Genomic DNA, 22576 nt, shown 5'->3' with positions numbered 1-22576 from the left:
CGCGCTGCGTCGGCCCTCCGCAAGCACCGGTCTAGAGCGCGGACCCCAGCGCCAGCCCGAGTCCGGCGGCGAGGAGACCGAGGGCGAGCATGCCGGCGGCGTCGAACACCGCGGCCGCGCGCTCACCGTCCCGCCACAGCACGACCGCATCGAGCATCGCGGTGCTGAAGGTCGTATAGCCCCCGAGAAGCCCCGCTCCGAGCACGAACGCCGCGTCCGGCAGCGCTGTCGCGACGAGCCCGAGCACGAACGAGCCCGTGAGGTTGACGACGAGGATCCCCCACGGGAACCGCCGCCCGGCGAGCCGCGCGATCCCGAGGTCGACGAGGTACCGCAGGACGGCGCCGACTCCCCCGGCGAGCGAGGCGGCGAGGAAGAGCAGCGGGCTCACGACGGCGCTCCCCGGCGCGGGCGTCCCAGCCACAGGCCCGCGGCCGCCGCGAGGAGGCCGAGGACCAGGCTGCCTGCGGCGTACGCGGCGGCCAGGAGCGGAGCCGACGCCCACAGGTCCACGGTCCCCGTCATGAAGGCGCTGTAGGTCGTGAAGCCCCCGAGGACACCGGTGCCCAGCAGGATGCGCAGGTCGGCGGAGGCCGGCAGCCGTGCCGCCACGACCCCGATGAGCACCGCGCCCAGCACGTTGGCCACGGGTACGGCCACGGGGAATCCGCCCTGATCGGGTAGGAGAAGCCCGAGCCCCAGCCGCGCCGCCGTCCCCAGCGTGCCGCCGAGCGCCACGAGCAGGACACGACGCAGATTCACGCTGGCCACTGTAGTCGCCGCATGCCAGCGCAGCCGTCGGATGTCAAGGTGTTGGGGCCGCCCCGCGGAGAGGCGTTGACTGTCGGCATGAAGCCACTCTGGAAGGTCGACCAGGACGCACCCCACGGCACTCCCTTCGATCCGGGCACCCGGCACGAGGTTCTCATCGTGGGGGCCGGCCTCACCGGACTCTCCACGGCCGTGCTGCTGACCCGCGCCGGGCTGGACGTCGTGGTCGTCGACGCGGGCGACGTGGCGGAGCTGTCGACGGGTGGCAACACCGGCAAGCTCTCCCTTCTGCAGGGGCAGCAGCTCGCCACCATCCGCACGCACCATCCGGCCGCTCTCGTCCAGGCGTACGTCGACGCCAACCGCGCCGGCATGGAGTGGCTCACCGGTTTCGCCGACAGCGCGGGCCTGAGCTACACCGAGCGCACGGACCACACCTACGCGCAGGGTCCGGACGGGCTCGAAGCCGTCCGCGCCCAGCACGCGGCCGCGCGGGAGGCCGGACTGCCGACCCGCCTGCTCACCGCGGGGGAGCTCTCGACGCCGTTCCCCGTCGCGGGAGCGGTTGCCCTGGATTCGCAGGTGACGATCGATCCGGTCGCCGCCGCCGACGCACTCGCGAAGGAGTTCGTCGCCGGTGGCGGCACGCTGCACACCGGCGTCCGCGTGACCGGGGCGCACGCCCTGCCGGAGCCGCGGGTGGAGACGACGGCGGGCCCGATGTTCGCCGAGCACATCGTCCTCGCGACGGGGACCCCCATCCTCGACCGCGGTCTGTACTTCTCCAAGGTCGCCGGGATGCGGTCGTACTGCGTCTCCTTCCGGGTCTCCGGCGGCGTGCCCGAGGGAACCTTCATCTCCGCCGACAGCCCGACCCGGTCGATCCGACCGATATCCCCCGCCGACGGCCCCGCAGGCACGGCGCAGCTCATCGTCGGCGGCAACGGCCATCCGGTCGGGCGCTCCGACGGCGAGACGGCCGCGATCGAGGATCTCGTGGCGTGGACCCGGCTGCACTTCCCGGACGCGGAGGAGACCCACCGCTGGTCTGCACAGGACTACCAGTCGCACAACCTCATCCCCTTCGTCGGCGCGCTGCCGCGCGGCCTGGGCCGCATCCGGATCGCCACCGGCTATGCGAAGTGGGGGCTGTCGAACGCGCCCGCTGCCGCACTTCGCCTCACGGAGGAGATCATCGGGACGAAGCGCAGCGAGCGTCCCTCCTGGATGCTGCGCCTCGGCACCCGCCTGACCGTCCCCGCCGACCTCGCGCGCGGCGCGGTCGAGGGCGCGAAGGTTGCCGCCGCCGCCACGAAGGGCTGGGTCGAGGCGGAGACCACGCCCGTGCCGGTGCCACAGCCCGCGGAGGGTGAGGGCGTGGTGGCGAACCGCGGCGGTCGCCCGGTCGCGATCTCCACGGTCGACGGCGTGACGCGGGCGGTCAGCGCGGTGTGCACGCATCTGGGCGGCGTGCTCGACTGGAACGACGCCGAGTGCACGTGGGACTGTCCGCTGCACGCCTCACGGTTCGCCGCGGACGGCACCCGCATCGAGGGACCGGCGCTGAACGACCTCGAGGAGCTGCCGCGGAAGGCCGGGGGCGCCTGACTCAGGACCGTGTGGGCGGCGCGTCCCAGCCTCGCTGCGGGGTGTCACAGTCCTCGCGGAACACGTACTGCGACACGAGCTTGCGCTGACTGCTGGACCAGTCGATCGCGGGACGGCGCTGCTCGGGCGGCAGGTAGCCGAGCCGGTAGACGGCCATGAGCTCCAGGTCGTCCGGCACCCGCAGGAGCCGCACGATCTCGTCCCAGCGTCCCGGCACCTCCATCGGGAAGGAGATGAACTGGATGCCCATGCCCAGCTCGACCGTGGTGAGCCAGACGTTCTCCATCGCCGCGCCCATGCTGAAGACGGAGTAGAACGACGACAGCTGCCCCGGTCGGTACTCGCTGCGGTCGAGCATGACGCCGAGCAGCAGGGGCGATCCGGCGACCAGCTTCCGGTTCTCCGAGCCCAGCGTCTTCGGCACGCCGAACGTGTTCATGAGCGTCTGCCCACGCTTCGTGAACACCTGCGATGTGAAGGGACGCAGTGCCGCGGGGAGCTTGTCGAACAGCATGCCGCTGCGCTTCTCCTCCATCTCCTCCTGACTGAACCGGAAGTACGGCTTGTACCGCTCGAAGAACGTCCCGTTCGACATCGCCTCGGTCATGCTCTCGCCGGAGATGCGCGCGATCTCGTCGATCGTGTCGCGGTTCTCGATCACGACGAAGCGCCACGGCTGGCTGTTGAGCTGCGACGGCGCGCGACCGGCCGCTTCGAGGAGGATGCGCTGATGCTCCTCGGAGACCGGGTCAGGAAGGAACGCCCCGTTCGTGGTCTTGCGGCGGCGGATGGCGTCGAGGAGTTCCATGCAGTCACTTCCGGTCGGAGGGGCGGCGCGAGACCACGAGGCCCGCGAGGACGAAGGGAGCCGCCGTGAGAGCGACGAGGGGGTGCCGGCGCGTGTGCGTCCCGGCCGAGGGGATCACGGCGAGCGGCACGGCGGCGGGGAGGAGGGCCAGGGCGGCGCGGCGGCCACGCGGAGTGCCGGTGGCGAGACCCGCGACGACGGCGAATCCGGTCGTCACGCAGGTCAGGATGTAGAGCGCGTGGTGGACCCAGCGGAATCGACGCGTGTCGATGAGGCGCGCCGCCACCGCGGCGCCCAGGGCGCAGTTCGCCGCGTAGGACGTCGCGGCCGCCGCGAAGACTCCCGATGCGGGGCGGTGGTCGGGCTCGCGCGTCCGTCGCGCTCGTCGGCCTCGCCCCGTCATGGCTCGACCCTACGCCCTCCCCTCCTTTCTCGATCCACCCCCTTGCGTGCGAGCGGCCCTTTGAGTACGTCCGCACCGGGGTGGGACGCACGCAAAGGGGCCGCTCGACGGATCAGAGGGAGGCTTCCGCGTAGATGCGGAGCGCGTCGCGGACGAACTCCGCGCCGTGCGTGCCGCCCGAGGACGTCGCGTAGTTCGCGGCGAAGCGGGGGTCTGCCACGTACATCTCTCCGAGTCCGATGACGTACGCCCTGACCGCGGGATCCGGCCTCTGTCGGAGGGCGGCGGCGGGAGTGCCGGGGATGCCCGTGAGCCAGGCGACGTGACGTCGCGCGAGCTCCTGGGCCTCGGGGGACGCGGGGTCGACGCCGCTCTCCGCCGCGGCGATCCAGTCGCGCCCGAGGTCGGACACGCGCTGCTGCCAGTCGGCGCGCTCGGCGTCGCTCATCCCCCGCCACCAGCGGTCGCTGTCGGCGTAGGCCTGCTTCCCCCAGCGCTCCTCGACCTCCTGCTGGTACTGCGTGTGGTCGAAGCCGTCGAACATGTTCTCTGCCATGAGGTTCTCACCTCCTCTCAATGCCGTGATGGTCTTCTCGACCGACGCGATCTGCCGCGCCAGCCTGGTCTGCTCCTCACGCAGCAGCGTGAGATGGGTCTCGAGAGCCGATGCCTCCGCGTTCCTGCTCCCGGAGCCCGCGGGGCGAGTCCCTGAGCCCGCGGACGGGCCCAGCACGTCGCGGATCTGCGGCAGCCCGAGCCCGAGCTCCCGCAGCAGGAGGATCCGCTGCAACCGCACGAGCGCCGCGGCGTCATAGTGCCGGTAGCCGTTGCTCGCGATGCGGGACGGCGGCAGCAGCCCGATGTCGTCGTAGTGCCGCAGCGTCCGGCTGGTGGTCCCCGCGAGTCTCGCGATCTCCTGGATCGACCAGTCCCGGTCCTCCATGCGTCCTCCTCAGCTCGTCGACTTCCACCGTAGAAGTTGCCGTTACGTCAAGGTCAAGCGCGATCGCAAGAGGGGGTGGTGCGATCGAGATATATCGTGTTATCGTGACGGCAACACGATATATCGTGAATCCCTCGACACAGGAGAAGCAGACATGACCGAGAAGTGGCTCATCGCCCCCGGCGAGGAACGCGTCATCGACATCGCCTCCGCGACCCGGCTCAAGGTGGGCCTCGTCGGCGGGCAGGTGGACGTGATCGCGCACGACGAACCCGGCATCCGAATCGAAGTGCACGGCGTCACCACCAAGGACCTCCGCATCGAGTCCCGCGACGGCGAGGTCGAGATCGACCACCCCCAGCTGGGCTGGGACAACTTCCTCGAGGTGTTCCGGAACTTCGGTTCCGGCGGCCCGCGCGCCGAGGTGAGCGTGGCGGTCCCGCGCTCCATCGCCCTGACCCTCGGAGTCGTCAGCGCCGGTGCGCTGGTGTCCGGCATCCGCAACGACACCCGACTCAACACCGTGTCCGGCGACATCATCGTCGACACCCTCATCGGCGACCTCAGCGTGAACTCGGTCTCCGGCGACGTGCAGGTGCGCAACCTCACCGGCTCGATCAACGCCAACAGCGTTTCGGGCGATGTGGCCGTCACCGGCGCGATCCGCAAGGCCACGGTCGACATCGTCTCCGGCTCGACGCTGGTGGACGCGGCCGGCGACGTCAACACGATCACCGTGAACTCGGTCTCCGGCGGCACCACCGTCCGGCTCGACGAGTCCCTCGCGGCGAACTACGTCATCCGATCGCTCAGCGGCCGCCTCCTCATCGACGGCGTCGAGCGCAGCTCCTCCGGGCCGAGCACCTACAACGGCACGACCGGCGAGCTCGCGGGTCGCTTCGTCGACCTCCGCGCCAACTCCGTCTCCGGAGGGGTGACGGTCCTCCGTCGCGTGCCGCAGACGATCGAGAACGACCCGGAGTGGGAAGCATGAGCCCCGCGGTCTTCTCCCACGGCGATCTGCGCCTGTACCTGCTGTCGCTGCTCGCGGAGTCTCCGCAGCACGGCTACGGGATCATCCAGTCGCTGACGGACCGCACCGGCGGCACCTACACCCCGAGCGCCGGCACGATCTACCCGCGGCTGGCGAAGCTCGAGGAGGAGGGGCTGGTGACGAAAACGGTCGACGGACGCACCACGATCTACGCGATCACCGAGGCCGGACGGGCCGAACTCGCCTCCCGCGAGGGCGACCTCGCCCACATCGAGGCGGGCATCACCGACACCGTCCGCCTGATCGCGAACGAGGTGCGTCAGAGCGTGCAGGAGGCGATGAAGAGCCTGCGCGCCGACCTGGCGACCGCGACCAAGGACGACCGGTCGGCGGCGAAGAACAAGCCCCGCACGGCGGGCGAGGACGCGCGGCTGACCAGCCGGGAGGAGCTGCATCGCGCCGACGCCGTGGTGAACGCCTTCCGTGCACGGATCCGGACGGATCTGCGCACCCACGTCGCGAAAGGCGGAGTACTGCCCGCCGCAGTGGTCTCCGAGCTCGAAGACGCGCTGGACCACGCCGCCCGCACCGTCACGATCGCGCTGAGCCGGCCGGAGTCCTAGCCTCCGACAGCGGCGCACGAGGCCCCGCCGACATCCATCGGCGGGGCCTCATCGCGTCCGGATCACTCCGGCCAGATCTCCTTCTGCTCGTCCGGCACGGACTCCCCGAGCGGCACGACGAGCACGGAGCGGTGCTGGCGATGGGCCAGGCGCGCGGCGACGGAGCCGGTGAAGAACTCCCGGATCGACTCGCCGATGCCGCGCTTCCTGGTGCCGACGACGATGAGCTGCGCGTCCAGCTTGTTCGCGAGCTGCTTGATGGCCAGAGCGGGGTCGCCGACGAGCTGACGCGCGGTCCACGTGACACCCTTGCCCGCGAGGATCGTGGCGGCGGCGGCTTCGACGGCCTCGAACTCGGCCGCGCCGGCGTCGAAGTTGATGTCGATGGGGGCGGAGTGCACGTAGCCGTCCGGATCCTCGTACGTCACGAACCGGGTGACGTCGACGTGTGCGACGACGAGCGGCGTATTCAGCAGCCGGGCGAACCGGACCGCCTCGTCGAGGACGTGCGGATCCTGATCGACCTGCATGCCGACGATGACGGCCTTCTGCAGAGCGGCGTTCTGCGTGGCCTCATCGGACGGAGTGGAGGTGTTGTCGGTCATGGAGATCGCTCCCTTCGCCAGCCTGGCCGGGGCCAGGGCCTGTTCCCCGCGTGCTATCCTGAATGCTACTCTTACCGGCCTCGAGCCGGTGTCGTGAATGACTCGGGCGCCCGTCTGCCCGCAGCTAACTCGTGAGGGGGTCTCAGGCATGGGCCGTGGCCGTCAGAAGGCGAAGCACACAAAGATCGCCCGCGAACTCAAGGCGTACAGTCCGTCGGTGAACTACTCGGCGCTGGAGCGCGAGCTCGCGCACTCGAGCGACTCCGACGAAGACGCCTACGTCGACAAGTGGGCCGATGAGTACGCGGACGAAGACGAAGACGAACTAGAGAAGGCCTAGCCCCTCGGTTCGAAACACCCGCACGGCTCGTGCGGGTGTTTCGTCGTACCCGGAGGACGATGCGCGGCCCGCGCGCCCTCGCCCTGTCGCCGTCTGGTGCACGGCGCACGTGTCCTCCGTGATGTCAGCGCTCCCTCAAGGTCTCGCAGACTCGGCGAGATACCGCCGATCCGCGTCTTGTGAGCGCAAACATTTTCTGATTTGATGTGCATGTGATCGACGGCGCACCCTCGCCGCGTTCCCGCTTCGGGCGATCCGCAGGAACATGACCTCAAAGAGGAGAACAGCATGGCACCCACCTCACGCACCCCCCGCGTCGCCGCGGTCGTCGCCCTCGGCGCGGTGTCGGCATTCGGACTCGCGGCCTGCGCCCCGGCGGCCTCCGGAGGCGGCGACGCCGGCGGAGAGCCGGTCACCATCGAGTACATGCACCGCCTCCCCGACGGGGAGGGCATGACGACAGTCGCCGAGATCGTCGACCGCTGGAACGAGGAGCACCCCGACATCCAGGTCAAGGCCACGAAGTTCGATGGCAAGGCCAGCGACATGATCCTCAAGCTCGAGACCGACATCAAGGCCGGGAACGGTCCGTGCCTCGCGCAGACCGGATACTCCGAGGTGCCGCAGCTCTACGTGAAGGGGCTGCTGGAGGACGTCGCCGCCGAGGCCGAGAAGTACGAGGATCACTACTCGGCCGGAGCGTTCAGCGGTATGCGGGTCGGCGACGCCATCGTGGGTCTTCCCCAGGACACCGGACCCCTGGTCTACTTCTACAACGCAGCGGAGTTCGAGGCGCTCGGCATCGACGCCCCGGCGACGCTCGACGACCTGACCGCCGCCTCGGCCACCGCCGCCGCTGCCGGCAAGTTCGTCACGGCGTTCACGCCGGACGAGGCACAGAACTGGCTCTCCGGACAGGCTGCGGCCGCCGGCGACACCTGGTTCTCCACCGAGGGCGAGGAGTGGAAGGTGGACGCCGAGGGAGCGGGCTCCGAGCGGGTCGCCGCCTTCTGGCAGGGCCTGCTCGACGGCAAGCAGACGCTCGCGACAGAGCGGTGGGGCGAGGGCTTCACGGCGGCGCTGAACAACGGCAGCCTCATCGGCCACGTCGGCGCGGCGTGGGAGGCCGGCTTCCTCCTCGACTCGCTCGACGGTACGCCCGCCGAGGGACAGTGGCGAGTCGCCCAGCTTCCCGACTTCGGCGCCGGGGCGATGAGCGGCCCCGACGGCGGGTCCGGCGTCTCGGTCATGAAGGGCTGCGAGAACCCCGAGGCCGCCATGGAGTTCAACGACTGGTTCAACACCCAGGTCGACGACCTCGCCTCGCAGGGTCTCGTGGTCGCTGCGAAGGGGGAGGTCGAGACGCCCGAGAAGATGCTGCGTCAGTTCGGCGGCCAGGATGTGCTGGCAGAGCTCGGCACGGCCACCGAGAACCTCAACCCGGACTTCCCGTACGCTCCCGGCTTCTCGACCCTGGCGAACATGAACGAGACGGCCGCCGCGGCCGCCGCCGGAACGGCCACGGTCGCCGACATCTTCACCACGGCTCAGGACACGGCCGTCGCGTCGCTCAAGGACCTCGGCCTCCCGGTCGCGGAATGACCGGACCGGACGGCATCATCGGATGAACGACGGCGGAGTGCACGGGCGATCGCGCACTCCGCCGTCGTCGTGAGAGCGAGAGGCACATCATGGCCACAGTGACCGAGACGAGGGCAGCGGCGCCGCTCCCTCCCGCGCGCCGCCCCGTCGCCCCGTCGACGAGGCGATCGCGGATCCGACGGGAGGGGCTGACCGGGTGGCTGTTCATGGCGCCGTTCGCGCTGCTGTTCGCCGTCGTCTTCCTCATCCCGATCATCGTGTCGGTCCGGTCGTCGTTCTTCGCGCAGGTACCCGCCGGCGGAGGCCTGTACGGCGGCGGCGAGCTCGTCGACACGTTCGTCGGCCTCGACAACTTCGCGGCGGCGGCGACGGACGGCGCGTTCTGGGCCGGCATGGGACGGGTCGTGCTCTACGCGGCCTTCCAGATCCCGGTGATGATCATCGCGGCCCTCGCCCTGGCCCTGCTGCTGGACTCGTTCATCGTGCGCCGCCCCGCCCTGTTCCGCCTCGCCTTCTTCCTCCCGTACGCGGTCCCCGGCATCATCGCGGCGATGATGTGGCTCTACCTCTACACGCCCGAGGTGTCGCCCTTCCTGCCGTATCTGCCGGAGGGGACCGACCTCATGTCGCCGCAGACGATCCTCTTCTCGATGGCGAACATGACGACGTGGACCTACACGGGTTACAACATGCTCATCTTCCTGAGCGCCCTGCAGGCCATCCCGCGCGACCTCTACGAGGCCGCCCGCCTGGACGGCGCGACCGGTTTCCAGATCGCGACCCGCATCAAGGTGCCGCTCGTACGCGGCGCCGCGCTGCTGGCCGTGCTGCTGTCGATCATCGGCACCATCCAGCTGTTCAACGAGCCGGTCATCCTGGAGGCCGCGAACTCCTGGATGGGCAAGGACTTCACACCGATGATGCTCACCTACAACACGATGATGGGCGAGCTGTCGCCGTCGGGCAGCGGTCCGGCGTCGGCGTACTCGCTCCTCATGGCCGGCATCGCGGGCGTGCTCGCGATCGTGTACGCACTGCTCCAGCGGCGGAAGGGCGACGCATGACCACCACACGACTCGTCACCGTGGCTCCGCCGACGAAGCGACGCCCGCGGAAGCCGCAGGCGGCGGACGCCCTCCCCCGTCGATCGCCCCCGGCCCCGCCGCACGCACGTTCGGCATCATCGCCCTCGTCGTCGCCACGCTGTACTTCCTCGTGCCGGTGTTCTGGCTCGTGGTCGCCTCGACGAAGAACAACACCGACCTCACGTCGACGTTCGGCTTCTGGTTCGCCGAGCCGAACCTCGCCGCCAACTACGAGAGCCTCATGGGCTGGACGCAGGGCCTGTTCTGGCGCTGGGTCGGCAACTCCCTCTTCTACTCGCTCAGCGCGGGGGTGATCGGCACGCTGTTCGCCGTGATGGCCGGCTACGCGATCGCCAAGTTCGCCTTCCCCGGCAAGAAGCTGGCGGTCGGCATCATCATGGCGGGGCTCCTCCTGCCGGTCGCCCTCCTCACGGTGCCGCTGTATATCGAGTTCCAGGCGCTCGGCCTCACGAACACGGTATGGGCGATCATCATCCCGTCGGCCGTCTCCCCGTTCGGCGTCTTCCTCGGCATGGTCTACGCACAGTCGTCCGTGCCGACCGAGCTGCTGGAGGCCGCTCGCATCGACGGCGCCGGCGAGGCCCGGATCTTCTTCACGATCGTGCTGCGGCTGCTCGGCCCCGCGATGGTGACGATCTTCCTGTTCATCTTCGTGGCCACGTGGAACAACTTCCTCCTCCCGCTCATGATGATCTCGAGCCCCGACCTCAAGCCGGTCACCCTCGGCCTCTACGGCATGATGAGCTACTTCTCCCCCGACAAGGGCGCCGTCATGCTCGGCGCGCTGCTCGGCGTGATCCCGCTCATCGCCCTGTTCTTCACGCTGCAGAAGTACTGGCGTTCGGGTCTCGCCGCCGGCGCCGTCAAGGGTTAGGGCACCTCGACCGCGCACAGACCGGAGGCCGCCCGCGCGAGCCTCCGGTCATGGGTGAGGAGCGGGCATCCGAGCGCCGCGGCGAGCGCGACGTACGCGGCGTCGTAGGCGGTGAGGTTCGCGCGCAGCGCCAGGATGCGCGGCACCAGCGGCAGCGTGGGCTGCAGGTCGACAGGAAGGCGGGCGAGGTCGTCGGCTGCGGATTCGAGCGCCGCGGCATTGAGGACACCGCCGCGTTCGAGCCACCGCAGCGCACTGGCCACCTCCACCGGCAACAGGTCCGGGGCCAGCAGCACCTCAGCCTCCACCCGCGCCGCCAGGGTTCGGATCGATGTCCCGGTGCAGACCAGGTCGACGACGATCGAAGCGTCGACGACGATCACCGCTCGGCGCGCCCCTCGTGCACGGCGGCGACGATGGTCTCCGGGGTGAGCGCGGTCGCCCTCGGCTGCTCCGCTCGTCCACTCAGGAACTCCGAAAGCGTCGGGCGCGAGGCGAGGCGGGCGAGCTCCGTCGACAGGTACTGCTGAAGCGACTGACCTCGCTCGCGCGCGCGTGCGGCGAGTACGGAATGCACGGCCGGATCGAGGTCGCGGATGAGGACGTTCGGCATGCTTACAGTATGCATGTGAGACTCCTTTCGGGGCTACCCGTCGAGTCTCGAGGGCCGCAGGGACGCCCTCCCTCCGCAGAACCGTGACCCGTGGAAGACTCGCGAAGCGTGCGCCGCGTGCAGAAGAGGCCCGGGCGAACCCGGGCCTCTTCCGTGGAGACGGACTCAGCTGCGACGACGCCGCCAGAGTCCTGCGCCGAGAGCGCTCAGCGCGAGAGCCCCGACGGCCACCGCCAGCCAGGTCATCCCGTCGGCTCCGGTCGTGGCCAGAGCGCCGCCGGCACCCGTCGCCGCGCCGGTGACCGTCAGGTCCGCACGGGCCAGCTCGGCACCCTCGGCGTCCGTCGCGACGAGCGCGTGGGCGCCGGCGGGCGTGGCCGCCGGGATGAGGACGGTCGCGACCGCACTGCCATCGGCGGCGATCGTCACCTCGCCCACGCGGACCGGCTCCGAGTGGAGCCAGAGCTGCACGACCGCCTCGGGCTCGAAGCCGCGGAGCTGCACGCGAAGGGAGTCTCCTGCCGCCGCGGTACCGACCGACGGCGTGAGGACGGCTTTCTTCGCCGGCTTCGCCTTCTTGACCTTGAGGGTCGCACCGGCCACCTCCGCGCCAGAGGCGTCCTTGACGATGAACCGATGCTTCCCGAGCGTCGCGTCCGAGGGGATGAGCACGCGGGTGGTCAGCGCGCCGCGTGCATCGACCGTCGCGTCCGCGAGCCGCACGCCGTCCAGCCAGAACGAGACGGCGGCGTCGGGCGCGAAGCCCGAGAGCACGGCCTCGACCATCTCCCCTGCCCGCACGGAATCCGCGCCGAGCGTGAGCACCGGATCGGTCTCCGGAGCGCAGGCCCCGAGGTCGTCCTCAGGTCGCGCCTCCGGTGCGTGCCCGGCCTGCGGGGAGGTGACACCGTACACCGCCATCTCCGCCACGGCCGCGAACGGCGTGCCCGAGATCGACGAGGTCGCCGTCACCCGCACATAACGGGCCGTCGTCGCTGCGAAGTCGACGTCCTGCCAGTCTGCGACGTTGTTCCACTCTCCCGCGGCGACGTCGGTGAACGTCTGCCCGTCGGTGGAGACCGCGACCTGGAAGCCCTTGATCGGACCGTTCTGGTTCGCACCCCGGCGCAGGTAGGAGATGCCGTCGACCGTCTCCGCGGCCCCGAGATCGAACGTCAGCACGTGCGGGTACCCGGGGGCGTCGCTGCTCCAGCGACTGTGCCAGAACGTCCCGGCGTTGCCGTCGAGCATGTTCGCCGCCTTGCCGTCTTCGCCCGCGGTCTCCTCAGAGCTCGCGCTCGCGGTGATCTGCGCGTTCGGGATGCGGGCACGGGAGGCGACCGCCGCCTCCTGCGCCGTCTGCACGGTCCGCACGTCGCAGTCGACGAGATAGGTGGCCGCGATGCCGATGCTCACGGCGGAGCCCGCGGCCGATGCCGGTGCCGTCAGCAGCCAGTCCGTCGTCACGCTCTCACCGGGGGCCACCTTCGCGAACAGGTTCGAGGACCCGTCCGCGACCTCGACGGTGTAGCCCTCCGGGAGGTCGAGCTGCACGCCGACGTTCTCCGCCAGGATGTCCTCGCTGTTGGTGAAGGTCGTGGTGAACGGCGTCTGCGCCCCGGGGCTCAGGGTCACGGCCTCGCCGGAGACGGTGGCGCACGGGGTGCCGCCCTCCGTCGGACCGAGGTCGGTGACCGTGAAGTCGTCGAGGACGAAGTCGACGTCCGGGCCACCGACGCGCTCGAGACCGACCCACGTGTAGTCGCCGCAGCCCACGATCACGTCCTCCTGGAAGGCGGTGGTCTCCCGTGCCTGCACGATCGGCGTGCGGCGCACGGTGGTCGACGAGATCTCCCCGTCGAGCACGGCGTCCGTACCGGTCAGCCAGCGGTACGCCCCGCTCGCGCCGGCCTGGTAGTCGAATCCGATCCGATACGTGTGGCCCGCCTGCAACGGCACGAGCGTGGGGTCGGTCCGGTAGACGACGCCGGAGTTCTCGGAGTGCGACAGGAGCGAGTGCTCTCCCGAGAGCGTGGTGTCGACCGCCAGGCCGGCGAGGGCTCCGCTGTCGAACGGCTTGGCCGTGTTGCGCCAGTCGCTGCTCGTGTAGGGGTCGTGTCGGCGCGAGATGCTCGTGCGCGGATCGTCGATGCCGTTGGCGTCGCCCTTCACGAACGGCCCCCACCCGGGCTGATTGCCCTCGAAGTCGTTCGAGTACACGGTGCCGGCCGCGGCCGGTGCCGTCGTGTCCGCCATCACCCTGGCGTTGTCGATCCGCACCGCCGCGTCACCGGCGACCGCCGAGACCGAGACGGTCACCGTGCCCGAGGAGGGAGCAAGGAACGACACCGATCCGCGCTGGTAGTACTGTCCGGCCTTGGAGTCGGCGCGCATGTAGTTGTAGGTCGGCGAGAGGTTCCAGGTGCGGCTCACGACGCCGTCCCCGGTGTCGACCGCGACGCTCACATCACGCGTAGCCTTCGGATCGATCTGCACCTGGGCGGAGAACGTGTAACGCTTCCCGGGCGTGAGTCCCGTGACGGTCTGCGAGATCGCGGAGGCGGACGAACCGAATACCGCGATGTTGTCGCCCCGTGAGGCGTTCTTCACCCCGCCGAGGTCGGTGCGCTCGATGGTCACGTCACCTCGGGGGCTCCAGCCGTCCAGCGAGCCCGAGTTGAACCCGGGATCGATCAGGCCTGCGTCGCGGTACTCGATCGGCGTCCGCTGTGCCCCGCCCTGGGGCACGACGACGTAGGCCGTCCCCTTGTCGCCGGAGAGGGTGAGCTCACCGTCGACCGCGGTGACGGTGTCCACCTTCTCGCGCCCCTGGTCGCCCAGCGCGAACACGTCGAAGGTCGTGTTGCCGCGGAAGGCGTCCGTGAGACCGAAGGTCTTCTCGCCGCCGGAGGCCGTGAAGAAGTACATCTTGTCGGCGTCGACGGGCGAACCCGATTCGGCGCTCGACTCCAGCGACTGCCACGGGAGGAGATAGGAGTCGCCGCGGAGGACGGTCGCGCCGTCCATCGTGACGACCCGGGTGCCGCCGTCGATCCGGGCCGCGACGCCGTCGGTGAAGGTCGCCTCGACCCCGGCCTCGTACGTCTGCAGGTCGAAGTGCTGGAGGAACTTCGTCGGCAGGCTCTGCGACCAGATGTTGCCGATGAAGCCGTCCCAGTTGCGGTTGCCCACCCAGCCCTCGGCATCGACGAGGCGCTGCTGGCCGAGGAGGACGTCGTCGTTCCAGACGTCCGCCTGCGCGTTCTGGATGAACCGCACCATCGTCGAGTTGATGCCCTTGTTGTCCTTGCCGCCGTAGGCGAGGTCGTTCGGCCAGTGCGACCAGACCGTGCTGTCGACGAACTTGTCACCCCACTCGGTCGCGACCTCGAGGTCCATGGCGTTCAGTTCGTCCGCGAGTTCCTCGGCCACCCAGCCGTTGGAGTAGTACACGTCGATGTAGACGCCGCTGAGCCCCGGAACCTCGTCCCGCAACTGCTGGAAGCGGTCGAGCACGCGTCCGGTGCCGAGGTCGGTCTGCTGATTGATGTAGTAGGACTGGTCGAGCCAGTTCCAGCCCGGCTTGTAGGGCGGCGCACCGTCGAGGATCGCCGCGTCGAACGCGTCCGCCTGCGGGTAGATCTCCGTGGCGTTGACGTGCACGCTCATGTCGGCGTTGAGCTTCGCCCCCTCGTCGACGAGACGGTTGAGATCCGCCAGGCCTCCGGCGCGCTCGTTGTAGTTCCCGCCGTAGTCCGTGTTCGCGGAGTCGTGACCCTCGCTGCCGAAGCCCTTGTTGAGCACCCACTGGCCGAGGCCGTCGGTCTGGTTCGCGATGCGCTTGGTGTTGTCGAGCACGAGGTCGAAGTAGTTCGTGGCACTGGAGGCGAAGTTGAACGGGATGCGGCTGACCACGCGGTCGGCGACCCGGTCGGCACCGAGGCGCGGGGCGTCGACCTCGCGGTACCGGATCGCGGCGTCCTGCCAGTCCACCGTCTCGTCGCCGTTGCGGTCGGCCGTGAGGAGCACGGTGACCTTCGGCAGAGCGTACGTCGCCACCCGGCTGTCGACCGCCGCGGTCGGGTGGATGAGCCAGGTGTTCGAGCCGATCTCTGCCGTCCGCCCGTCGGCCGCGGTCACCCGCGTCGTGAGCCGGGTGTTCCACGAGGCGGTGCTGCCAGAGGCCTGCGTCGTGGCGTTCGTGATCACGCTGCCGGCGAGGGTCCCGTCGCCGAGGAACGCGAAGGCCGCGCCCTTCGTCCCGGTGGCCGTCGCCGCTCCCACCGCGATGTGCTCATCGGCGTTCGTGGTGCTGTTCGGGCTGATCACGGTGCGGTCGAGGACGGCGCCGTCCGCGGCCGTCGCCGAGAGGAAGGCGTTGTCGGGCAGCCCGAGGGTGTTCACGGCGGCGGAGCCCTCCACCGCCGTGACGGCGAACTCGACCGTACCCTCGGCGCTGACACGGATGCTGCTGCGCACCGTGACGTCGATGCCGGTGAGGGCCGAGACGTAGTCGACGCCGTTCGCGGTCGCCGTCGAGGTGGTGGTGGACGCATAGGCGGTGCCGTTGACCGCCCACGTACGCGGCGAGCTCTTCTGCCCGCCGATGCGCTCATCGCCCACGCGGTAGCCGAGGATCTGCGGGAAGGCGGAGGAGACGGTGGCCGTGGTGCCGCCCGCGGCGATCTCGACGGTGTCGCCGGTCTCCGGCTGCTCCGGCGTCTCCGGCTCGGTCGCGATGGGCGGGAGCTCCTCATCGGAGAGCACCTGGAGCTCGCCGGCGCCGCCGCCCGTGGTGCCCTGCGCGTCGAGGATGAGCAGCGCGACGAACCGGCCGTCCGTCGCGGTCTCCAGCGTGATGCGCTGCTTCTCGTCGTTCGCGGTGGGCGCGTGCAGGGTGGCAGCCGCGACGGCGTCGCCCCATCCCCCGTCGGCCGGGGAGGTGCGCGCGGCGTCGGCGTCATCCGTGACGTACACCTCGACGGTCTTCGCCGCGACGCTCTGCCCGCGCTTGACCGAGTAGTCCAGCGCCTTGACCGAGAGGGACCGCTGCAGGTCGACGGCGATCCAGTGCGGGAAGGGGGCGTTGGACGAGTACCGCGAGGTCCACTGCGTCGCGTAGTCGCCGTCGAAGGCGCCGAGGGCCGTGCCGTCGAGAGAGGGCGGCGCCGGGTACGGATCGGACTCGCTGGACACCGCGTGCAGCCGGTAGTCCGACGGGGGGACGGGGATGAGATCGGCGGCCTGCGCAGCGGTCGCGGGGAGGAGCGCTCCGCCGAGCGCGAGAGCCGTCGCCAGCAGGGAGCTGACGGCGACGGCGGTGCGCGGCGGTCGGGAAGGTGTCGACACGTCTTGCCTCTCGAACGGTGCGACGGCCGGAGGACGGGACGCCCCGATGCGCCGCAGATGGATCATCGATCGCGATCGATGTTTGCGCTATCACCGTAGGACGTGCCCGCGCCTTAAGACAAGAGCTGGAGACCAGCTATGCGCAAACATTGGCCGAAGGTCCCCACCCGGTTCGCACCCGACTCAGGAGCCGATGAACTCCTCGGTCTCCCCGAAGGCCGGTGCTTCGCGGATCTCCACCGTCTCGCCGAGACCGTCGGTGTCGAGCACGACGACCTCGTTGCGCCCGGCGCGCCACACGGGCGCCGGGGCGTAGAGCGTCTCCTGGGGACCGACGCGCCAGTAGCGACCGAGGAGGAACCCGTTCAGCCACACCATGCCCTTGCCGCCGCCCGGGAACGCGAGCCACGCGTCCAGCGGCTCATCGACGTCGAGCACGGCGACGGCGACGCCGTCGGCCCCGCGGGTGGCGCTCGTCCCGGGAACCGGGGCCGTCTGCGGGATGAGGCGGTGCGTCCAGCCGTTCACGAGACGACGGCCGATCATCACGCCGCGCATGACGCCTTTGCCCTCGCCGGTGTACGGCCCGTAGTTGATGCGTCCGAGACTCTCGACGACGAGCGTCAGCCGCCCGGAACCGCCGGTGACGGGGAGCGCGATCGTCGTCTCGCCGTCGCGTTCCAGCACCCCGAGGCGCCGGTCGTCGAGGAACACGACCGCCCGGTCGTGCAGGCCGTCGACGGTCAGCGTCGCCTCGTCCGGAAACGACACGTCGGCCTCGTAGGCGACCAGGCCGTCCTCCGCCCCGAGTTGTTCGAACGTCAGCGGGCGCGGCGAGAGCCCTCCCGCCGCCGGGGTCGCCCGCACGACGTCGAGGAGCGCCGCCCGTGGCTCCAGGGGCGCAGCGGCCGCGGACTGCCGTCGCGGCTGATCGGGCACCGGCGGCAGTGCCTTCGGATGGAAGGGCGCGAAGAGCGCACGAAGGGCATGGAACTTCTCCCCGAGGGTGCCGTCCTCGCCGATCGGGGCATCGGAGTCGTAACTGGTCACCGTCGGCTGCAGCACGACATCGTGATTCGCCCCGTTCCACAGGCCGAAGTTGGTCCCCCCATGCGCCATGTAGAGACTGACCGACCCTCCCTCGTCGAGGAGTTCCCGGATCGTGCCGCCCATGCTGTCCGCCGAGCGCACGTGGTGCCGCTCACCCCAGTGGTCGAACCAGCCGCCCCAGAGCTCGCTGCACATGAGCGCCTCGCCGTGTCGCCGGAGGGAGGCGGCCACGGGCACCCCGGTGCCGAACGTGAACGTCGTCATCGCGCCCGGCACGCTTCCGTGCGCGATCATGTCCCGGGTGATCCCGTCGGCCGTCGTCAGCATCTCCACCATGCCCCGTCGGCGCAGCCCGTCGCGCAAGTGGGCGAGGTAGGCGGCATCGCTGCCGAACGATCCGTACTCGTTCTCGATCTGGATCGCCACGATCGGGCCACCGTAGGCCGCCTGCAGGGGCACGAGCCGCGGGAGCAGGGCGTCGTACCAGGCGTCGACCGCGGCGAGGAACGCGGGGTCGCTCGTCCGGAGCGCCGAGACCCTCCCGGTGAGCCAGAACGGGAGCCCGCCGTTCGACCACTCGGCGCAGATGTAGGGGCTCGGCCGGAGGAAGACGTCCAGGCCGACCTCGCCCGCCAGTCGCACGAAGCGCTCGACGTCCCGCCAGCCGTCGAAGCGGATGTCCCCCTCGACCCGCTCGTGGAAGTTCCAGGCGACGTAGGTGTCGACGGTGTTCGCGCCCATCGCGGCCAGCCGACGCAGGCGGTCCTCCCACTGGTCGGGATGCACGCGGAAGTAGTGGATCGAACCCGAGAGGATGCGGTGGGGCACGCCGTCACGGAGGATCTCTCTATCGCGCCAGGACAGAGCGGGACCACCGGAGGCGGCGGCGGCTGTCCGCGCGGCGACGGCGGTGGTGGAGCCGTCGGAAGCCGCGGCGAGAAGGTCGGACATTGCTCTCCCAGTCGAATTGTTTGCGTTCACATTATCGCATCGCCGGGGCCCGCGCTCCCTGGTTTTCCGCCGATGGATCGCTACCATTGGGGCATGTCCCCTCGCCGCCCGAAAGACGACCGCGCCCCCAGCCAGGTCGACGTCGCCCGCCTCGCCGGCGTCTCCACGCAGACCGTCTCGCGCGTCATGTCCGGGCAGAACAACGTCCGCCCCGACACCGCGCGACGGGTGCTCACCGCCGTCGAGGAGCTCGGCTACCGGGTGCACGCCGCCGCCGCCTCGCTCGCGTCGGGGCGCACCCGCGTGCTGGGCGTGATCGTCGTCTCGACCGACCGCTACTCCTCCGCCGCGCTCGGCGTCGGCATCCAGCAAGCCGCGGCGGCGAACGGCTACACCGTGACCACGGCCGCGGTGGCCGACCACGCCTCGGACGATGCCTTCCTCGAGGCCTTCGATCGCCTGGAGCGGCAGGGCGCGGAAGGCATCATCCTCGGCGTGCCGATCGCCCTGGACACCCCGGCGATGCGCGCGCGCACCGAGCGGACCCCCGCCACCCGCAGCGAGCGCACGTCCCTCGACGAGGACGCCCCGCTCGCGGTCGACCAGCGCGCGATCGCGCGTCTCGCTGTGGAGCACCTCCTCGACCTCGGCCATGAGACCGTCTGGCACGTCTCCGGCGACGACTACTGGACGGAGACGCAGCAGCGCAGCGAGGCGTGGGAGCAGACGCTCCGCGAGCGCGGCATCGTCCCGCCGCCGGTGATACCGGCGGACTGGACCCCGGAGTCCGGGTACCGGGCCGGCCGCACCATCGCCGCGATCCCCGAGGCGACCGCGGTGTTCGTCAGCAGCGACGAGATGGCCTTCGGCCTCATCCGCGCCCTGCACGAGGCCGGGCGCAGCGTTCCGGAGGACATCTCCGTCGTGAGCGTCGACGACATCGCCCTCGCCGCCTACGCCTCGCCCGCGCTGACCACCATCCGTCAGCCGTTCGAGGCCATGGGCCGCGCCGCCGCTCTGCGGCTCATCGCCCAGATCGAAGGTCAGGAGCCCATCGGGGAGATGCCCTCGACCGAGCCGCAGCTCATCGTGCGCTCCTCGACCGCGCCGCCCCGCAGAGCGCACTGACGCCGATCGTCACCAGCGGCCGTGGCGCCGCTCCCACTCGCCTTCGATCGTGCGGCGGCGACCCGCGATGATCCCCGCGGGTACGGAGACGACCAACACTCCCGCCACCACCAGGAGCGGCACCTGCCACCCGCCGCTGGTGTCGTGCAGGAGACCGACGAGGAGCGGGAAGACCGCGGCGATCGCGTAGCCGATGCTCTGCACGAAGCCACTCAGGGCGACGGCGCTCTCCGGCGTCCTGGCGCGGATGCTCAGCAGCACGAGACTCAGCGGGAACATGATCGCGGTGAGCCCGAAGATCGCGACCCAGAGCGGCAGCGCGACGGTCGGGAACAGCAGCAGACCGGTGAGCCCGACGAGGCCGGCGATCACGGCGACGAAGAACAGCGGGCGCGTGGCCTGGAACCGGACGACGAGCACGGGAACCAGCATGGAGCAGGGCAGACCGACGAGCGCGAACAGCGAGAGCAGGAAGCCGGCGGTCGCCGGGGTCACGCCGCCGAGATCGACGAGGATGGTGGGCAGCCAGGCGAAGGCGACGTAGGCCATGGTCGACGAGGTGCCGAACACGAGAGCGAGCGCCCACGCCAGCGGCAACCGCCAGAGCCGAGCGAAGACGCGAGGGCTCGCCGACTGGGTCGTGATCGGCCCGGTCGAGGCGGCGACCGCGTCGCGCACATCGTCCACACCGTCGGTCGGGTCGGGGACCAGGAGCTCCGTCGGCACCGGGCGCTCGTCGCCGCCGCGGGAGCGCACCAGCAGCGTGACCCACGGCACGAGCGCAAGCGCGGCCACCACGCCCCACATCCCCAGCGAGATCCGCCACCCGAGCGAGTCGGCGACGGGGACGGCGACCAGCGGCGGCAGGAAGGTCGACACCGCCAGCGTCGTCGAGTAGGCCGTCATCATGACGCCGAGGCGGTCGGCGAAGTACTTCTTGACCAGCGGCGGCAGGAGGACGTTCCCCGACCCCACTCCGGCGAACACGACCGCGGTCGCCGCGAGCAGGCTCCACGAGTCCGGGGCGAGACCCCGCAGCAGCATGCCCGCCGCCATCAGCACGATCGCCACGACCGCCATCCGCTCCAGCCCGAACCGTCGCTCGAACAGCGGGGTGAGCAGCCCGAAGAGCGCGAAGCAGACGGGCGGAGCCGCACCGATCAGCCCGACGATCACCGGGGCCACCGGGAAGTCCTCGGCGACGTGGTCGAGGACCGGGGAGAGCGAGGCGACGGCCGATCGCAGTGAGAACGCGACCAGCACGATCCCGATCAACGCGAGGGCACGACCCTGCCAGAGGGGTCGGCCCTGGGGCGAGCTCAGGGACCCGGACATCAAGAGGTCTGCGACCCCTCCACCCACGCGAGGTACTCGTCGGTGACGGTGCCCGTGACGTAGCGGCCGTCGAAGCAGCTCATGTCGAGGTCTTCGAGCACGGAGCCCTCGGTGATCGCGGCCTTCAGGTCGTCGACCTCCTGGTACACGAGGTGGTCGCAGCCCAGCTCCTCCGCGATCTCGGGGATCGTGCGCCCGTGGGCGATGAGCTCGTGCCGCGACGGCATGTTGATGCCGTACACGTGCGGGTGCCGGACCGGCGGAGCAGCGGAGGCGAACGTCACCGACGCGGCCCCGGCGTCACGCGCCATCTGGATGATCTGCTTCGAGGTGGTGCCGCGAACGATGGAGTCGTCGATCAGCAGCACGTTCTTGCCCTGGAACTCCGTGGACATGGCGTTGAGCTTCTGGCGCACGCTCTTCTTGCGCACCGCCTGGCCCGGCATGATGAAGGTCCGGCCGACGTAGCGGTTCTTGTAGAAGCCCTCGCGGTACTCGATCCCGAGCTTGCGGGCGACCTCCATCGCGGCAGGGCGGGACGAGTCCGGGATCGGCATGACCACGTCGATCTTGTCCATCGGCACGTGCTTCGCGATCGTATCGGCGAGCTTGTCCCCCATCCGCAGGCGGGACTCGTACACCGAGACGCCGTTCATGACGGAGTCGGGACGGGCGAGGTAGACGTACTCGAACGCGCAGGGCGCGAGGTGCGTCTCGGCGGCGCACTGCTTCGTGAACAGTTCGCCGTCGTTCGTGATGAAGACGGCTTCGCCGGGCTCGACCTCGCGCACGACCTCGTAGTCGCCGTTCTCCAGCACGAGGGACTCGCTCGCCACGACCCACTCGTCCTTCCCCTCGGCCCCGGGGACGACCGACGGGCGGCGCCCGAGGATCAGCGGACGGATGCCGAACGGATCGCGGAACGCGAGCAGGCCGTAGTTGGCGATGACCGCGATCACGGCGTACGCGCCCTCGATCCGGTCATGCGTGCGGGCGACGGCCTCGAAGATCCGGTCGGGGTCGAGGTCGACCGTCGAGGTGGTGGCCTGGAGCTCACCGGCGAGGACGTTGAGCAGCAGCTCCGTGTCGCTGGACGAGTTCAGGTGCCGCCGGTCGCGCTGGGCCATGTCGGCGGTGAGCTCGCGGGTGTTCGTGAGGTTGCCGTTGTGGATGAGGATGATGCCGTAGGGCGCGTTGACGTAGAACGGCTGCATCTCCTCCTCGCTGGACGCGGTGCCCTTCGTCGCATAGCGGACGTGGCCCAGACCGACGTTGCCCAGGAGCGCCCGCATGTCGCGCGTGCGGAACGCCTCGCGCACCATCCCTTGCGCCTTGGCGTTGTGCATGACGCCGTTCGCCTCTGCGGTGGCGATGCCCGTCGCGTCCTGCCCGCGATGCTGCAGCAGCAGGAGGGCGTCGTAGATGTCCTGATTGACCGGGGCAGAGCCCACCATTCCGACGATGCCGCACATG

The 22576-nt window shown here is 70.3% G+C and carries 20 protein-coding genes; 8 read left to right on the top strand and 12 right to left on the bottom strand.

Annotated features, from left to right (window positions below; all coding sequences use genetic code 11):
• Positions 1–31: 31 nt before the first annotated feature.
• Positions 32–391 carry a fluoride efflux transporter FluC gene (locus tag FY549_RS06480; RefSeq protein WP_187614939.1) on the bottom strand — a complete coding sequence of 120 codons (360 nt, stop codon included), beginning with the start codon at positions 389–391 and terminating at the stop codon, positions 32–34.
• Positions 388–762 (bottom strand): fluoride efflux transporter FluC, encoded by a 375-nt coding sequence (locus tag FY549_RS06475; RefSeq protein ID WP_259614089.1) that lies wholly within the window; start codon positions 760–762, stop codon positions 388–390. The genes FY549_RS06480 and FY549_RS06475 overlap by 4 nt, the downstream gene beginning before the upstream one ends.
• An 87-nt stretch (positions 763–849) precedes the next feature.
• Here FY549_RS06475 and FY549_RS06470 point away from each other — a divergent pair, with 87 nt between their 5' ends.
• Positions 850–2379 carry an FAD-dependent oxidoreductase gene (locus tag FY549_RS06470; protein WP_149084318.1) on the top strand — a complete coding sequence of 510 codons (1530 nt, stop codon included), beginning with the start codon at positions 850–852 and terminating at the stop codon, positions 2377–2379.
• A gap of 1 nt (position 2380) precedes the next feature.
• On the opposite strand, the gene FY549_RS06465 is transcribed toward FY549_RS06470, so the two are convergent.
• From FY549_RS06465 to FY549_RS06455, 3 genes are all read right to left on the bottom strand, one after another.
• Complete coding sequence (locus FY549_RS06465) at positions 2381–3187, bottom strand: nitroreductase family protein (protein WP_149084317.1); 807 nt, start codon at positions 3185–3187, stop codon at positions 2381–2383.
• Between the two features lie 4 nt (positions 3188–3191).
• Positions 3192–3590, bottom strand: coding sequence for a hypothetical protein (locus FY549_RS06460; protein ID WP_187614938.1), 399 nt, complete (start codon positions 3588–3590; stop codon positions 3192–3194).
• Positions 3591–3702: 112 nt separating this feature from the next.
• The gene (locus FY549_RS06455; protein WP_149084316.1) at positions 3703–4533 is read right to left on the bottom strand and encodes a MerR family transcriptional regulator; all 831 of its coding nucleotides are present in this window, start codon (positions 4531–4533) and stop codon (positions 3703–3705) included.
• A 154-nt stretch (positions 4534–4687) separates the two neighbouring features.
• On the opposite strand from FY549_RS06455, the gene FY549_RS06450 reads away from it, so the two are divergent.
• Both FY549_RS06450 and FY549_RS06445 read left to right on the top strand, forming a co-directional pair.
• Positions 4688–5527, top strand: coding sequence for a DUF4097 family beta strand repeat-containing protein (locus FY549_RS06450; RefSeq protein WP_149084315.1), 840 nt, complete (start codon positions 4688–4690; stop codon positions 5525–5527).
• Positions 5524–6150, top strand: coding sequence for a PadR family transcriptional regulator (locus FY549_RS06445; RefSeq protein WP_149084314.1), 627 nt, complete (start codon positions 5524–5526; stop codon positions 6148–6150). The genes FY549_RS06450 and FY549_RS06445 overlap by 4 nt, the downstream gene beginning before the upstream one ends.
• 62 nt (positions 6151–6212) lie before the next feature.
• Here the strand turns inward: FY549_RS06445 and FY549_RS06440 are convergent, their stop codons facing one another.
• Positions 6213–6755 (bottom strand): universal stress protein, encoded by a 543-nt coding sequence (locus FY549_RS06440; RefSeq protein ID WP_149084313.1) that lies wholly within the window; start codon positions 6753–6755, stop codon positions 6213–6215.
• Positions 6756–6903: 148 nt separating this feature from the next.
• On the opposite strand from FY549_RS06440, the gene FY549_RS06435 reads away from it, so the two are divergent.
• The 4 genes from FY549_RS06435 (at position 6904) to FY549_RS06420 (ending at position 10677) form a co-directional block, all read left to right on the top strand.
• Positions 6904–7095, top strand: coding sequence for a DUF3073 domain-containing protein (locus FY549_RS06435; RefSeq protein ID WP_025104705.1), 192 nt, complete (start codon positions 6904–6906; stop codon positions 7093–7095).
• Between the two features lie 288 nt (positions 7096–7383).
• On the top strand, positions 7384–8697 hold the full coding sequence (locus tag FY549_RS06430; protein WP_149084312.1) for an ABC transporter substrate-binding protein: 1314 nt from the start codon (positions 7384–7386) through the stop codon (positions 8695–8697).
• An 89-nt stretch (positions 8698–8786) separates the two neighbouring features.
• Positions 8787–9761, top strand: coding sequence for a carbohydrate ABC transporter permease (locus FY549_RS06425; protein WP_025104707.1), 975 nt, complete (start codon positions 8787–8789; stop codon positions 9759–9761).
• A 151-nt stretch (positions 9762–9912) separates the two neighbouring features.
• Positions 9913–10677 (top strand): carbohydrate ABC transporter permease, encoded by a 765-nt coding sequence (locus FY549_RS06420; RefSeq protein WP_262381145.1) that lies wholly within the window; start codon positions 9913–9915, stop codon positions 10675–10677.
• On the opposite strand, the gene FY549_RS06415 is transcribed toward FY549_RS06420, so the two are convergent.
• The 4 genes from FY549_RS06415 to FY549_RS06400 all read right to left on the bottom strand — a co-directional run bounded on the left by FY549_RS06415 (position 10674) and on the right by FY549_RS06400 (position 18640).
• Positions 10674–11060 carry a type II toxin-antitoxin system VapC family toxin gene (locus tag FY549_RS06415; RefSeq protein WP_149084310.1) on the bottom strand — a complete coding sequence of 129 codons (387 nt, stop codon included), beginning with the start codon at positions 11058–11060 and terminating at the stop codon, positions 10674–10676. The two genes, FY549_RS06420 and FY549_RS06415, sit on opposite strands and share 4 nt — an antisense overlap.
• Entirely contained in the window at positions 11057–11290 is a 234-nt protein-coding gene (locus FY549_RS06410; RefSeq protein ID WP_149084309.1) for a FitA-like ribbon-helix-helix domain-containing protein, read from the bottom strand. The genes FY549_RS06415 and FY549_RS06410 overlap by 4 nt, the downstream gene beginning before the upstream one ends.
• A gap of 165 nt (positions 11291–11455) precedes the next feature.
• Positions 11456–16639: an endo-alpha-N-acetylgalactosaminidase family protein gene (locus FY549_RS06405; protein WP_149084308.1), complete on the bottom strand. Its 5184-nt coding sequence runs from the start codon at positions 16637–16639 to the stop codon at positions 11456–11458.
• A gap of 183 nt (positions 16640–16822) precedes the next feature.
• Positions 16823–18640: a glycoside hydrolase family 35 protein gene (locus FY549_RS06400; RefSeq protein ID WP_149084307.1), complete on the bottom strand. Its 1818-nt coding sequence runs from the start codon at positions 18638–18640 to the stop codon at positions 16823–16825.
• Positions 18641–18733: 93 nt separating this feature from the next.
• On the opposite strand from FY549_RS06400, the gene FY549_RS06395 reads away from it, so the two are divergent.
• On the top strand, positions 18734–19768 hold the full coding sequence (locus FY549_RS06395) for a LacI family DNA-binding transcriptional regulator (protein WP_149084306.1): 1035 nt from the start codon (positions 18734–18736) through the stop codon (positions 19766–19768).
• Between the two features lie 9 nt (positions 19769–19777).
• Here FY549_RS06395 and FY549_RS06390 read toward each other — a convergent pair whose 3' ends face one another.
• On the bottom strand, positions 19778–21103 hold the full coding sequence (locus FY549_RS06390; RefSeq protein ID WP_149084305.1) for a CynX/NimT family MFS transporter: 1326 nt from the start codon (positions 21101–21103) through the stop codon (positions 19778–19780).
• Positions 21103–22575, bottom strand: a complete 1473-nt coding sequence (gene purF / locus FY549_RS06385; protein ID WP_149084304.1) for an amidophosphoribosyltransferase — start codon at positions 22573–22575, stop codon at positions 21103–21105. Before purF ends, FY549_RS06390 begins: the two co-directional genes overlap by 1 nt.
• Position 22576: the final 1 nt, after the last annotated feature.

Origin of the sequence: Microbacterium sp. 1S1 (assembly GCF_008271365.1) — a bacterium.
Classification (GTDB): Bacteria; Actinomycetota; Actinomycetes; order Actinomycetales; family Microbacteriaceae; genus Microbacterium.
The sequence above is the reverse complement of the archived record's forward strand: the minus strand, read 5'-3'. Positions and strand labels throughout refer to the sequence as shown.